The sequence below is a fragment of the Streptomyces sp. NBC_01276 genome, from assembly GCF_041435355.1.
In the GTDB taxonomy this organism is placed as follows: domain Bacteria; phylum Actinomycetota; class Actinomycetes; order Streptomycetales; family Streptomycetaceae; genus Streptomyces.
This window is the reverse complement of record NZ_CP108442.1, coordinates 3,959,614-3,972,267: the sequence shown is the minus strand read 5'-3', so window position 1 is coordinate 3,972,267 and position 12,654 is coordinate 3,959,614. Positions and strand designations below refer to the sequence as shown.

14 protein-coding genes are annotated in these 12,654 nt (G+C 72.5%); 8 read left to right on the top strand and 6 right to left on the bottom strand.

All coding sequences use genetic code 11. The features are described from left to right. Positions 1 to 8: 8 nt before the first annotated feature. Together OG295_RS17600 and OG295_RS17595 are read right to left on the bottom strand one after the other, a co-directional pair. On the bottom strand, positions 9 to 239 hold the full coding sequence (locus OG295_RS17600; RefSeq protein WP_371677717.1) for a DUF397 domain-containing protein: 231 nt from the start codon (positions 237 to 239) through the stop codon (positions 9 to 11). Further along, positions 220 to 1,071, bottom strand: a complete 852-nt coding sequence (locus OG295_RS17595; protein ID WP_371677716.1) for a helix-turn-helix domain-containing protein — start codon at positions 1,069 to 1,071, stop codon at positions 220 to 222. The genes OG295_RS17600 and OG295_RS17595 overlap by 20 nt, the downstream gene beginning before the upstream one ends. Positions 1,072 to 1,189: 118 nt before the next feature. Here OG295_RS17595 and OG295_RS17590 point away from each other — a divergent pair, with 118 nt between their 5' ends. Continuing rightward, entirely contained in the window at positions 1,190 to 1,396 is a 207-nt protein-coding gene (locus OG295_RS17590; RefSeq protein WP_371677715.1) for a hypothetical protein, read from the top strand. Further along, positions 1,393 to 1,755: an ATP-binding protein gene (locus tag OG295_RS17585; RefSeq protein WP_371677714.1), complete on the top strand. Its 363-nt coding sequence runs from the start codon at positions 1,393 to 1,395 to the stop codon at positions 1,753 to 1,755. Before OG295_RS17590 ends, OG295_RS17585 begins: the two co-directional genes overlap by 4 nt. On the opposite strand, the gene OG295_RS17580 is transcribed toward OG295_RS17585, so the two are convergent. Then, complete coding sequence (locus tag OG295_RS17580) at positions 1,752 to 2,147, bottom strand: winged helix-turn-helix transcriptional regulator (protein ID WP_371677713.1); 396 nt, start codon at positions 2,145 to 2,147, stop codon at positions 1,752 to 1,754. The two genes, OG295_RS17585 and OG295_RS17580, sit on opposite strands and share 4 nt — an antisense overlap. Before the next feature lie 36 nt (positions 2,148 to 2,183). Between OG295_RS17580 and OG295_RS17575 the strand changes: the two genes are divergently transcribed. From OG295_RS17575 to OG295_RS17560, 4 genes are all read left to right on the top strand, one after another. After that, positions 2,184 to 2,891: an NADPH-dependent F420 reductase gene (locus OG295_RS17575; RefSeq protein WP_371677712.1), complete on the top strand. Its 708-nt coding sequence runs from the start codon at positions 2,184 to 2,186 to the stop codon at positions 2,889 to 2,891. Between the two features lie 169 nt (positions 2,892 to 3,060). Next, on the top strand, positions 3,061 to 4,887 hold the full coding sequence (locus OG295_RS17570) for an acyl-CoA dehydrogenase (RefSeq protein ID WP_371677711.1): 1,827 nt from the start codon (positions 3,061 to 3,063) through the stop codon (positions 4,885 to 4,887). A gap of 205 nt (positions 4,888 to 5,092) precedes the next feature. Continuing rightward, complete coding sequence (locus OG295_RS17565; protein ID WP_030225004.1) at positions 5,093 to 5,827, top strand: hypothetical protein; 735 nt, start codon at positions 5,093 to 5,095, stop codon at positions 5,825 to 5,827. A 100-nt stretch (positions 5,828 to 5,927) separates the two neighbouring features. Then, positions 5,928 to 7,220 carry a M18 family aminopeptidase gene (locus OG295_RS17560; protein ID WP_266840176.1) on the top strand — a complete coding sequence of 431 codons (1,293 nt, stop codon included), beginning with the start codon at positions 5,928 to 5,930 and terminating at the stop codon, positions 7,218 to 7,220. Between the two features lie 121 nt (positions 7,221 to 7,341). Here the strand turns inward: OG295_RS17560 and OG295_RS17555 are convergent, their stop codons facing one another. Genes OG295_RS17555 through OG295_RS17545 form a run of 3 tightly spaced genes read right to left on the bottom strand, consistent with a single transcriptional unit; the run spans position 7,342 to position 11,137 of the window. After that, complete coding sequence (locus OG295_RS17555; RefSeq protein ID WP_266840177.1) at positions 7,342 to 9,183, bottom strand: NHL domain-containing thioredoxin family protein; 1,842 nt, start codon at positions 9,181 to 9,183, stop codon at positions 7,342 to 7,344. Positions 9,184 to 9,240: 57 nt separating this feature from the next. Then, entirely contained in the window at positions 9,241 to 9,915 is a 675-nt protein-coding gene (locus tag OG295_RS17550; protein WP_371677710.1) for a response regulator, read from the bottom strand. 4 nt (positions 9,916 to 9,919) lie between these two features. Continuing rightward, the gene (locus OG295_RS17545) at positions 9,920 to 11,137 is read right to left on the bottom strand and encodes a histidine kinase (RefSeq protein WP_266840180.1); all 1,218 of its coding nucleotides are present in this window, start codon (positions 11,135 to 11,137) and stop codon (positions 9,920 to 9,922) included. 190 nt (positions 11,138 to 11,327) lie between these two features. Between OG295_RS17545 and OG295_RS17540 the strand changes: the two genes are divergently transcribed. Continuing rightward, positions 11,328 to 11,984, top strand: coding sequence for a hypothetical protein (locus tag OG295_RS17540; protein WP_266840181.1), 657 nt, complete (start codon positions 11,328 to 11,330; stop codon positions 11,982 to 11,984). An 8-nt stretch (positions 11,985 to 11,992) separates the two neighbouring features. Continuing rightward, positions 11,993 to 12,529 carry a hypothetical protein gene (locus OG295_RS17535; protein WP_266840183.1) on the top strand — a complete coding sequence of 179 codons (537 nt, stop codon included), beginning with the start codon at positions 11,993 to 11,995 and terminating at the stop codon, positions 12,527 to 12,529. The last annotated feature ends 125 nt before the right edge of the window (positions 12,530 to 12,654 follow it).

Here is a 12,654-nt window from a genome sequence, read left to right as displayed (position 1 = left end):
GCCGAAGCCTATCGAGGCCGCGGGCCTTCCGGGGCGGGACCGCCCTTCAGGGCGGAGACGAAGGGCCCCCAGGCCGCCGCCGACAACATGAGGATGGGGCCACCCCTCACCTTGGAGTCGCGCACGGGGACCAGTCCGGTGACTCCGTCGGCCACCTCGACGCACTCGCCGCCGGTGCCGTTGCTGTAGCTGCTCTTACGCCAGGAGGCGGACGCCAGGTCATTCTCGGTGTTTGCCATGTCGGAAGTCCTCTGCAGCCGCGTCGATCCTCGCAAGGGACGCCTCAGGTGACAGCGCGGCAGCCCTCAGCAGATCGTACGACCTGCGGTAGTCCCTCACGAGGGACGGATATTCGATGAGTTGGCCGCTGTGCAGGTTCTCGGTGTACACAACCGGGGGCGCGTCCCCGAAAGTCATCAACCGAGCCATGCCCATCATGAACGGGTGAGCGGCCTCGGTTTCCGGAACGATCTGCAAAATGGAGCGGGTTGTTCTGACCACGCCCGCGATGTGCTCCAGCAACTCCGCCATCCCCTCTGCTGGCAGCACCGGCCTCCGAAGCAGCGACTCGTCCAGGATTCCCCAGTACTCCGGGGGGTTCTCCCGCCTGAAGAGCCGGGCCCGCGCCATGCGCGCGGTCACCTTCTGCTCGACCTCGCTGTCCATGGCCCGGGGCATCGCGGCCCGGGTGAGGGCTCGCGCGTACGCGGCCGTCTGCAACAGCCCCGGCACCAGCATCGGCGCCCAGTCCTCGATGGTCTGCGCATCCGGCTCCATCTCCGCAACGTCCGCGAAGTACTCCGCGTGCCCCGACTGCTTCGCCTTGCGGGCATCTTCACAGCGGCGCTCGAAAAAGCCGTCCGTCCCCAGCTTCCGGTCTACGTGCCGGGCCAGATCCAGCGGCATCCGCCGCTCGCCGTGCTCGATTTGGCTGAGGAACGGAACTCCTCGGAAGCTGCCGTCCGCGAGCTGATCGAGCGTGAGCCCGGCGGCCTCCCGTTTGAAGCGCAGCTCCGCGCCGTAGAAGGACGGAACACTCGCCGACGCGTCCGTGTCCTTACGAGCAGGCACAACCCACCACCGCCATTTACCACTTGCCCAGCGGAACTCGAAACCCTTTCCACGGTACGCGGCGAGACATCAGCCTGTGAGGACTTCGTCACACTCTGCACAGGAACGGAAAGCCCCCATGAGCGACCCCGACGGCGACCGCGTCGCGATCACCGCCCTCACCGAACTCCGCGCCGCCCTCGCGGCACACGGGATCACCCTGCCCTCGCTGGACCTGCACCTGCCCTCGTACGCCGCGAGCCACCGGACCCCGCCGCTGATCAGCCTCGGGAACTGCAACCCCGCCACCGCGCAGCGGATCGCCGACGCGCTGGCCGGCCGGTGAGCCTCACGATCCGGCTGCTCGCCGTCCCCGAGGCGGCCCCGCTGCTGCGTCACGCCGTGCGCGAGCACCTCGGGGCGGAGTCGGCCGACGCCGAGCTCTGCGTCAGCGAGCTGCTGGCCAACGTCATCACCCATCTCGGCGCGGGCACCCCCGTCACCCTGCGGGTCACCGGAAGGGCAGCCCGTACGCGGGTCGAGCTCACCGATCCCGATCCGTACGGGCAGCCCGCGCAACGGCACGCCGCGCAGACCGACGAGTCCGGGCGGGGCCTGGCCCTGCTGGCCGCCGTGTCGCTGCGATGGGGGGTGCGCCGGGAGGCGGCCGGGAAGACCGTCTGGGCCGAACTCCCCCGCCCCTAGCGGGCCTCGTACCGGTCCTGGGCGTCGAGCACGGCGTCCGCGTACTCCGCGGCCCAGGCGCCCATCCCCCGCATCGGGACCAGCAGGGCCGTACCGGCCTCGGTCAGGGCGTAGTCCACGCGCGGCGGGGCCTCGGCGTACGCGCGGCGCTCGACCAGGCCGTTGTACTCCAGCCTCCGCAGCGCCTCGTTCAGCACCTTCGGGCTGATCCCGCCGATCCGCGCCACCAGCGCGCGCGGCCGCATCGGGCCGTGCGCGCCGAGCGTGAAGACCACGACGCTGTCCCAGCGCTTGGCCAGCACCTCGAACGCGACCCGCGCCCGGCAGTCCGCCGTGTAGGCGAGGTCGGGCAGGCCCGCGGCCGGGTCGGTGGGTTCGGTCGGCGTCTCCATGCCCGCCATCCTGCCCCCGCCGATGGACACCGGACGGTGTGCGTCGGCCTCCGTAGCGTCGGCCCGACCGAGCAGGCCAGAGGACGGAAGAGGTGGACCATGCGGATCGGCGTCATGGGTACGGGAGCGATGGCGGAGGCCCTGGGCGGCGCCTGGGCGCGGGCCGGGCACGAGGTGTTCGTGGGCGGCCGGGACACGGCGGCCGCCGCGGCCCTCGCCGGCCGGATCGGGGCGGCCGGGCACGGGCCGGTGGCCGCGGCGGCGGCGTACGGGGAGGTGGCGCTGCTCGCCGTACCGGCCGGGCGGGCCCCGGAGCTGGCCCGGGAGCACGCCGCGGCACTGGCGGGACGGACGGTCGTGGACTGCACGAACCCGCTGGAGCCGGGTCCGGGCGGGGTGATGCTGGCGACGGCCCCCGGCGTGAGCGTGGCCGCGCTGATCGGGGCCGCGGCACCCGGCGCGCACGTGGTGAAGGCCTTCAACCTGGCCCACTCCAGTGCGTGGGAGCAGCCTCCGGGCGCCTTCGGCGGGGAGCGGCCGGCGGTGCCGTTCTGCGCGGACGACCCGGTGGCGGCGGGGCGGGTCGAGGAGCTGATCACGGGGATGGGGTGGAGCCCGATGGCCGCGGGCGGGCTGGACCGGGCGGCGTACGTGGAGGCCACGGCCGCCTTCGTGATCGGGGTCTGGTGGGCGGGCGGCTCGCCGCGCCTGGCCTTCCCGGAGGTCCCGGGGGCCGCGGCCTGACGCTCCGGGGCCGGGGCGGCGCCCCGGCCCCGCTCCAGCGTCCCTGGCTTGACGCTGGTCACAGTCTCCGGTGAAGGGTTGCTTCTTATTACCGACGGGTAGCATCATGACGTTACCGATTGGTATGTACGAGGAACCTGTCTCCCCGAGCCTTAACGGAGCCGTCGCCATGGGGCACTACAAGTCGAATCTCCGCGACATCGAGTTCAACCTCTTCGAGGTGCTCGGCCGCGACAACGTGTACGGCACCGGCCCGTTCGGTGAGATGGACACCGAGACCGCCAGGACCATCCTCAGCGAGATGACCAAGCTCTCCGAGAACGAGCTGGCCGCCTCCTTCGAGGACGCCGACCGCACCCCGCCGGTCTTCGACCCGGCCACCAACACCGCGCCCGTCCCGGCGTCGTTCAAGAAGAGCTACAAGGCCTTCATGGACTCCGAGTACTGGCGCCTGGGCCTGCCCGAGGAGATCGGCGGCACCACCTCGCCCCGCTCCCTCATCTGGGCGTTCGCCGAGACGATCCTGGGCGCGAACCCGGCCGTGTGGATGTACTCCTCCGGCCCGGCGTTCGCCGGCATCCTCTTCGAAGAGGGCAACGAGGCGCAGAAGAAGGTCGCCGAGATCGCCGTCGAGAAGCGCTGGGGCTCCACCATGGTGCTGACCGAGCCGGACGCCGGCTCGGACGTCGGCGCCGGCCGCACCAAGGCCGTCCAGCAGGCGGACGGCTCGTGGCACATCGAGGGCGTGAAGCGCTTCATCACGTCCGGTGAGCACGACATGGAGGAGAACATCCTCCACTACGTCCTCGCGCGCCCCGAGGGCCACGGCCCGGGTACCAAGGGCCTGTCCCTCTTCCTCGTCCCGAAGTTCCACTTCGACTGGGAGACCGGCGAGCTGGGCGAGCGCAACGGCGTCTACGCCACGAACGTCGAGCACAAGATGGGCCTCAAGGCCTCCAACACGTGCGAGATGACCTTCGGCGACCAGCACCCCGCCAAGGGCTGGCTGATCGGCGACAAGCACGACGGCATCCGCCAGATGTTCATGATCATCGAGTTCGCCCGGATGATGGTCGGCACGAAGGCCATCGCCACCCTCTCCACCGGCTACCTCAACGCGCTGGAGTACGCCAAGGAGCGTGTGCAGGGCCCGGACCTGGCCAACTTCATGGACAAGACCGCGCCCAAGGTCACCATCACGCACCACCCCGACGTGCGCCGCTCGCTCATGACGCAGAAGGCCTACGCCGAGGGCATGCGCGCCCTCGTGCTGTACACCGCCTCCGTCCAGGACGCGATCCAGCTCAAGCAGGCCGCGGGCGAGGACGCCTCCGCCGAGATCGGCCTGAACGACCTGCTCCTGCCGATCGTCAAGGGCTACGGCTCGGAGCGCTCGTACGAGCAGCTCGCCCAGTCGCTGCAGACCTTCGGCGGTTCCGGTTACCTCCAGGAATACCCGATCGAGCAGTACATCCGCGACGCCAAGATCGACACCCTGTACGAGGGCACCACGGCGATCCAGGGCCAGGACTTCTTCTTCCGGAAGATCGTCCGCGACCAGGGCGCCTCGCTGAACATCCTCTCCGAGACGATCAAGAAGTTCCTCGCCGAGGGCCCCGGCGGCGACGACCTGGCCCCCGCCCGCGACGCCCTCGCCAAGGCCGCCGTGGACCTGGAGGCCATCGTCGGCCAGATGATCGTCGACCTCACCGCCACCGGCGAGGACGTCAAGAACATCTACAAGGTCGGCCAGAACACCACCCGCCTGCTGATGGCCTCCGGTGACGTGGTCGTCGGCTACCTGCTCCTCAAGGGCGCGGCCGTGGCCGCCGAGAAGCTGGCCGGCGCTTCCGCCAAGGACGTGGCGTTCTACACCGGCAAGATCGCCGCAGCGAAGTTCTTCGCCGCCCAGATCCTGCCGGGCGTCTCCGTCCAGCGCGCCCTGGCCGAGACCGTCGACAACTCCCTCATGGAGCTCGACGAGGCCGCCTTCTAGACCACGACCGGCGCCGCCCCGGCGGTCGGCGCACACGGTGGACGCACAGCGGCCGGGCCCTCCCGCACGGGGGCCCGGCCGCTGGCGTGCCCGGCCCCCGCGCTCGGTACCGGCCCGGTGCCCCGCCCCCGTATCCGCCCACCGCCGCCACCGCCCCCACCGGCGGCTTTCCCCGTTGTCGGTCGTTCATGGGACGCTCGTAGACATGAGTCCGCAGGAGCAGCACAGCAGCAGGGGGTATTCCGTCCCCACCGGGCGGCCGTACGCCCTCAAGGAGCTCCAGGCCAACGTGGGCGCCCTCGGCGACCGGATCACCGAGCTCTACGACGGCGCGCACCCCGCCGAGTACGACCCCGTCGCCGACGCCCTCTACGTCGCCTTCCAGACGGCCGCCGGACTCGCCCCCGCCAAGAGCTACACCGGCTGTCCCGAGCACCCCAACGGCGCCCTCGACCCCGAGGCCCCCGAGGGCTGGGGCCGCTGCCTGATCTGCAACGACCGCCGCCGCCTCGGCCGGCGCCTCCAGGGCGGCCGCCAGGCCGGTCCCGCCCCCGCGGGCGAGCAGCGCCGCCTCGGCTACCCCGTGCCCGAGCCCCCGTACACCCTCGACGTGCTCCGCCGGTACCTGCGCACCATCGACGAGCAGCGCTTCCACCTCACCCTCGGCTCCCCCGACCAGGACTTCGTCCGGATCGCCGACGACCTGCACCGCGCCTTCATCGTCGCCCGCGAACTGTCCCGGCCGCGCAACGCCTCCGGATGCTCCGAACACCCCGGCGCGCCGATCGACCCCGATGCCCCTCCCGGCGAGGCCTGTATCTTCTGCGCCGGGCGCAAGAGACGCGCGCAGCGCCCGCCGCAGACCCCCGAGATGCTCCCGCGCATCCGCCGGGGCGAGCGTCGGCAATTGCAGCGCAGATTCGAGCGCCCACCGGGCTGAGAGCGCCGGGACGGCGGGGCGACCTGCCCCGACCCCTGACCCTCCGGCTATCCGCCGCAGTCCGGCCATGGCGAACACGACCGTCGTTAAGGTGAACCACATGAGCTCTCCCGCCCGCTTCGACCGCGGCCACACCGACGACCTGATGACCTTTCTGACGGCCAGTCCGTCGCCGTACCACGCCGTCGCCAACGCGGCCGAGCGGCTGGAGAAGGCAGGCTTCAGGCAGTTGTCGGAGCAGGACGCCTGGGACTCGGGCACGGGAGGCCGGTTCGTCCTCCGCGGCGGCGCGCTCATCGCCTGGTACGTGCCCGAGGGCGCGGCCGCACACACCCCCTTCCGGATCATCGGCGCGCACACCGACTCCCCCAACCTGCGGGTCAAGCCGGTACCGGACACCGGCTCGCAGGGCTGGCGGCAGGTCGCCGTGGAGATCTACGGGGGCACCCTGCTCAACACCTGGCTGGACCGGGACCTGGGCCTGGCCGGGCGCCTCTCCCTGCGGGACGGCACCGAGCGGCTCGTCAACGTGGACCGCGCGCTGCTGCGCGTCCCCCAACTCGCCGTGCACCTGGACCGGTCGGTGAACACCGACGGCCTCAAGCTCGACAAGCAGCGGCACATGCAGCCGATCTGGGGCCTCGGCGACGCCCGCGAGGGCGACCTGATCGCCTTCCTGGAAGAGGAGGAGGGCCTGCCGCAGGGCTCCGTGGCCGGCTGGGACCTGATGGTCCACTCCATCGAGCCGCCCGCCTACCTGGGCCGCGACCGCGAACTGCTCGCCGGGCCCCGCATGGACAACCTGCTGTCGGTGCACGCGGGCATCGCCGCGCTGGCCGCCGTCTCGACCAACACCGCGCTCGACCACATCCCGGTCCTGGCCGCCTTCGACCACGAGGAGAACGGCTCGCAGTCCGACACCGGCGCCGACGGCCCCCTGCTGGGCAACGTGCTGGAACGTTCTGTCTTCGCCCGTGGCGGCTCCTACGAGGACCGGGCCCGCGCCTTCGCCGGCACCATCTGCCTCTCCTCCGACACCGGGCACGCCGTCCACCCCAACTACTCCGAGCGCCACGACCCTTCGCACCACCCGCGCGCCAACGGCGGCCCGATCCTGAAGGTCAACGTCAACCAGCGGTACGCGACGGACGGCAGTGGCCGGGCCGTGTTCGCGGGTGCCTGCGAGCGCGCCGGCGTGCCGTGGCAGACGTTCGTCTCCAACAACTCCATGCCGTGCGGCACCACCATCGGCCCGATCACGGCCGCCCGCCACGGCATCCAGACGGTCGACATCGGCGTCGCGATCCTCTCGATGCACTCCGCCCGTGAACTGTGCGGCGCGGACGACCCGTTCCTCCTCGCCAACGCCCTGCTCGCCTTCCTGGAAGGCTGACCGGAGCGAGCGGCGGCCCCGGCTCCCCGCGGCACGACCGGCCGGTCGGCCGACCGGTGACCGGTGACCGGCGCTCACGGCGCGGGTCACCGGTCAACGGTCACCGGTCCCGGGTCCGCGGTCAGGCGTCCATGCCGGCGAGGACGAGCGGGAGGCGGGCGGCGCCGTCCGCGGCCACGCGGACGGGGACTCCCCAGTCCTGCTGGTGGACGTGGCAGGCCGGGTACTCGTTGGCGGGGTCGTCGTCACAGGAGGCGGCCATCGCCGACACGTGCAGGACGCCCTCTTTGACCTCCGGGTTCAGTACGAGGTCACGGAACAGGTCCGTGCCGGGTCCCTCGCCCTCCGCGAGGAGTTCCGGCGGGGTCGAGGAGACCAGCAGCCGGGTGGAGGGACCGTAACGGGTGTCCAGCTTCTGCCCGGCCGGGGCCTGGAAGACCACGTCGAGGCGGAGCGTGCCCGGGGCGACCTCGGTGGCGGCGCGCTGCGTCCGGTGGGCGACCGCGTCGACCCGTACGGCCTCCTCGGGCAGCCGCAGCCGGGTCAGCCGGTGCCGGGCGGACTCCACGACCACGATGTCCTCGCCGACGAGGACCGCGTCGCTGGGCTCGCGCAGGTCGGTGGCGAGGGTCGTCACCTGCCCGGTGGCCGGGTCGAACCGCCTCAGCGCGTGGTTGTACGTGTCGCAGACCGCGACCGAGCCGTCCGGCAGGGCGGTCACCCCGAGGGGGTGCTGGAGCAGGGCCTGGCCGGCGTCGCCGTCGCGGTGGCCGAAGTCGAACAGGCCGGTGCCGACGGCGGAACGGATCGCGTACCCGCCCTCCCCGTCGGGCTCCGCGTAGCGCAGGGCGCTGGTCTCGGAGTCGGCGATCCACAGCCGGTCCCCGGCGGCCGACAGCCCGGACGGCTGCGCGAACCAGGCCTCGGCGGCGGGGCCGTCGACGAGCCCCTCGTTGGTGGTACCGGCGGCCACCTGGACCGTGCCCGCCCCGGGGTCCCAGGTCCACAGCTGGTGCACCCCGGCCATGGCGATCCACACCCGGCCCTGCCACCAGGCCACGTCCCAGGGGGAGGACAGGTCGACCTCCAGGGCCGGCCCGGAGGTCGGGGACCCCTGCCACCACTGCCGTCCGGTGCCGGCGACGGTCTCGACGGCGCCGGTGGCGGGGTCGAAGGTGCGCAGCGCGTGGTTGACGGTGTCGGCGACCACGACCCGGCCGTCGGGCAGCAGGGCGAGCCCCTGCGGCTCGCTGAAGGCGTCGGGCCCGAAGCCCCGCTCCCCACTGCCGATCCGGCGCACGACGCTCTCCCCGTCCGGGGCCAGCTCCACCAGCTGGTGCCGCGTCGAGTCCGACACCAGCAGGTTCCCGTTCTCCAGCAGCAGCGCCTTGCCGGGGAACCGCAGGTCGGTCGCGACGGGCTCGGGCGCCACGTAGGGCCCGTCACCGCGCCGCAGGGTCCCCTTGGCCTCGTGCTCGGCCTCCAGCTCCTCGACGAGCCGCTCGATGGCGTGCGCGTGCCCCTCACCGGCGTGCTGCGCGACGACGTACCCCTCGGGGTCGATCACCACCAGCGTCGGCCAGGCCCGCACGGCGTACTGCTTCCAGGTGGCGAGCTCGGGGTCGTCGAGCACGGGGTGGTGCACCTGGTACCGCTCGACGGCGTCGACGACGGCCGCATGGTCGGCCTCGTGCACGAACTTCGGCGAGTGCACCCCGACGATCACGACGGTGTCGCGGTGCTTCTCCTCCAGCTCGCGCAGCTCGTCGAGGACGTGCAGGCAGTTGATGCAGCAGAAGGTCCAAAAATCCAAGATCAATACGCGACCTCGGAAGTCGGCGAGGGTGAGCTCCTTGCCTCCGGTATTGAGCCAGCCCCCCTTGCCGACCAGCTCAGGGGCACGGACACGGGCACGCTTGCGGGGCGCGGGCGCAGGGGTGGGCGCCGGGGCAGCATCGTTCATCCTTCAAGCTTGCCATCCGCCCGTGAACACGGGATCACGTCGCTGCGAAGCGGCTGCTCAGGCCTTCCCCGCCAGGCCGGTCTCCCAGGCCCATGCGGCGATGCCCACCCGGTTGCGCACCGCCAGCTTCGCCTGGATGTTGGCGACGTGGGTCTTGGCGGTGCCCGGCGAGATGAACAGCTCGGCGCCGACCTCGGCGTTGGTCAGTCCGCGTGCGACGAGCAGGGCGATCTCCCGCTCCCGCGCGGTCAGGGGGTCGGCGGCGGCGGTCCGCGGCTGCGGAGCGGGCTCCGGTACGGGCTGCGGCGCGGACAGGCTGCGCAGCAGCCGGACCGTGAGCTGCGGACTGATCAGGGTGTCCCCGGCCATCGCCGCCCGTACGCCCTCGATCAGCAGGTTGGGACCCGACCGCTTCAGCAGGAAGCCGCAGGCACCGTTGCGCAGTGCGGTGTGCACGTAGTCGTCGAGGTCGAAGGTCGTGACGACGAGGACGCGGACGGGGTGCTCGGCGGTCGGGCCCGCCAGTAGCCGGGTCACCTCCAGGCCGTCCAGGCGCGGCATCCGGATGTCGGCGAGTACGACGTCGGGCCGCAGCGTACGGGCGAGCTCGACCGCTTCCGCACCGTCGGCGGCCTCCCCGACGACGGTCATGTCGGGCTGCGAGTCGAGGATGAGCCGGAAGCCGTTGCGTACGTCTTCCTGGTCGTCGGCTATCAGGATGCGGGTGGTCACGGGGTCATGATGCCGTGGCGTGCGGGCCGGTGGCGGGGAGGACCGCGGTCACGCGCCAGCCGTCCCGGTACGGCCCCGAGGCGAAGGTGCCGCCGAAGGCGCGGACGCGTTCGGCCAGCGCGAGCAGTCCACCGCCGTCCCCGGCTCCCCGTTCGCGGCGGGGGATCCCGGGCAGGTGCGCGGAGCGGCCGCGGCCGCCGTCGTTGGTCACGCTGACCTCGACGGTCGTACCGTCCGTGCTGAGCGCGACGCGCACACCGGCCGCTCCGGGCGCGTGCCGGCGGACGTTGGTGAGCGCCTCCACCACCACCCGGTGGACCGTGGCGGCCCCCTCGCGGGAGAGGGCCTCGGTGACGCCCGGAGCCAGGTCGAGTCGGGCCCGGACGTCTCCGGTCTCGCTGAACCGGTCGACCACCTCGCCGAGCCGGTCGGTGCCGGGGAGGACCGTACGGGCGCCGCCCGCGGCCTCGCCTTCGGCCGGGTCGCCGCCGTCGCCGTCGGTGTTCGGGTCGGCCGCGCGCAGCATCCGGACCGTACGGTCGATCGAGGCCAGTGCCGCGAGTCCGGCCCGCTCGATCCGCTCCAGCGCCCGGATCGCCGCCGCCGGATCGTGCGGGGCCACGAACCGGGCGGCCTGGGCCTGCACGACGATGCCGCTCACGTCGTGGGCGACGAAATCGTGCAGATCGTGGGCGAGTTCGAGCTGCTGGGCGCGGCGCGCGGCAAGGACCGCCTGTCTGCGGCGGTCCTCCATCAGACGGGGATAGCCGCCGACGACGACCGCGCCGACGATCGGCGCCGACCAGAAGGCGATCATGCCCAGGTACTCGAAGAAGGAGGAGTCCGGTACGAGCGGGACGGTCCATACGGCGACGGCCGCGGCGCCGAGCCCGCCGCCCGCCAGGAGCTGCCGCCGGGACGACCGGCGCACCGCCGCCGTGAGCAGCAGCAGTACCGCCCCCACGGCCACCAGGTGCCACACCGATCCTTCGGTCGTTCCGCGTCCGGGCCAGGCGAACGTGGCCACCAGCAGCAGCAGGCCGGCGGCGCCCGCGGCGGCCCCGGTCCACTCGTGCGACCGCGGCCGGCAGCCGAAGGTGGCGAGGGCGACTCCGACGGCCGCGAGCGCCGGCACCGGCCGTACGCCCAGAAAGAGTGCGGCGACACAACAGGCGACGGTCACGACACCGACGACGGCACGGTCCCGGTCCCGGTGTGACATGCCCCTGATCTTCACGCACACGACCTTAGGGGCTGCCGGGATCCGGGGCCTCTGCCGAACGGCATAGAGGCCCTGCCGGACCCCGGAGCGGATCTCCCCATCGGCCGATGGTCGCGGACCGTGCCGGCGACGGAGGCTGATGCCACACCGAAGAGCGGCCCGACCGGCCGCCGGAGCAGAGGAGTTCGTCATGTTGCGCAGCACCACCCTCCGTACGTCCGTCGTCGGCATCGCCGCGCTGGCGGTCATCGGCGGCCTCGCGGCTTCCGCTTCCGCTTCCGGCCCCGCCTCCGCCCCGGCCTCCGCTTCCGTCTCGGACGGGGCGAAGAAGGCGCCGAAGGAATCGAGCCTCACCGGCTCCGCCAAGATGTTCCGCGCGGACGGCCAGCAGGTCCGCTTCTCCTTCGACGCACACGGCTTCGCACCGGCCGAGCCCGACGAGCCGGGCGCGCCGGCCGGCACCTCGCGCGGCACCTTCCGGTTCAGCCACTACTCCGCCGACGGCACGCAGGGCGCGTACGCCGAAGGCCGTGTCGACTGCCTGCTGACCGGCGGTCCGGTCGCGACCGCCACCGGCGTCATCACGCGCTCCGACCTGCCCGGCGCGATCGGCAAGCGCGTCGGCTTCACCGTCTACGACGGGAAGGGCGACGGGAGGAAGGACCGGGTCGGCTACAGCTGGGCCGTGGGCAGCATCCCCACGATGGAGGTGCCGAAGTGCCTGAGCGCCGCACCGTACGAGACCGTCGAGAGCGGCGACTTCAAGGTCGAGCACGTGCTGCCGCCCAACCCGTCGGGGAACTCGGAGTACGCGCAGGACGCGCAGGACGCGGGGACCAAGGAATGAGAACGGCCATGGAACGCGAACCGAGCCGACGGGTGGTGCGGCTCGCCCGCCTCGCCGCGCTCGCCCCGCTGCCCACGGGGCTGTGGCGGATCGCCGGGGCGTTCGGAGTGCCGCTCGGCTTCTCCGGGGGAGACGCGCTGGCGGACGTCAGGTTCGGCAGCGGTTTCTCGCTCTACATGATCGGCCTGAGCGTGTTCGCCGAGACGCTGGGCTTCCTCACCCTGGGCCTCGTCCAGCGGTGGGGCGAAGTCGCCCCGGGCTGGCTGCCGCTGATCGGCGGCAGGCGCGTCCCGCCGCTCGCCGCCGTGATCCCCGCCGGTCTGGGGGCCGCCGTGCTGACCCTGCTGGGGGTCATGGGGGCCATCGGCTGGAACGACCCGGGGAACATGGGTGCCCCCGGTTCCCCGACCGGTGTGGCCTACTGGGTGATGACCGCCTGCTACCTGCCCCTGGTGGCCTGGGGTCCGCTGCTGGCGGTGGTCACGGTGGCCTACCACCGCCGCCGCCGGAACCCCGCGCCCGGCCTCCGCCCCGTCACCGTCTGACGCCTGCTCCCACCGGTAGGACCCCGAGCGGGCAATGGGAGTTCGCCGTGCGGCGGGCCTCTGTCGCTACCCACGGTAACACCCTGCTCGCGCATCTAACCGGAACGGCGGCGCGTGCTAGTTTT

Coding starts and splice junctions, on each gene's coding strand:
- OG295_RS17600 (WP_371677717.1), bottom strand. CDS start 239: ATGGCAAACACCGAGAATGACCTGGCGTCCGCCTCCTGGCGTAAGAGC.
- OG295_RS17590 (WP_371677715.1), top strand. CDS start 1,190: ATGAGCGACCCCGACGGCGACCGCGTCGCGATCACCGCCCTCACCGAA.
- OG295_RS17580 (WP_371677713.1), bottom strand. CDS start 2,147: ATGGAGACGCCGACCGAACCCACCGACCCGGCCGCGGGCCTGCCCGAC.
- OG295_RS17570 (WP_371677711.1), top strand. CDS start 3,061: ATGGGGCACTACAAGTCGAATCTCCGCGACATCGAGTTCAACCTCTTC.
- OG295_RS17565 (WP_030225004.1), top strand. CDS start 5,093: ATGAGTCCGCAGGAGCAGCACAGCAGCAGGGGGTATTCCGTCCCCACC.
- OG295_RS17560 (WP_266840176.1), top strand. CDS start 5,928: ATGAGCTCTCCCGCCCGCTTCGACCGCGGCCACACCGACGACCTGATG.
- OG295_RS17555 (WP_266840177.1), bottom strand. CDS start 9,183: ATGAACGATGCTGCCCCGGCGCCCACCCCTGCGCCCGCGCCCCGCAAG.
- OG295_RS17545 (WP_266840180.1), bottom strand. CDS start 11,137: ATGTCACACCGGGACCGGGACCGTGCCGTCGTCGGTGTCGTGACCGTC.
- OG295_RS17540 (WP_266840181.1), top strand. CDS start 11,328: ATGTTGCGCAGCACCACCCTCCGTACGTCCGTCGTCGGCATCGCCGCG.
- OG295_RS17535 (WP_266840183.1), top strand. CDS start 11,993: ATGGAACGCGAACCGAGCCGACGGGTGGTGCGGCTCGCCCGCCTCGCC.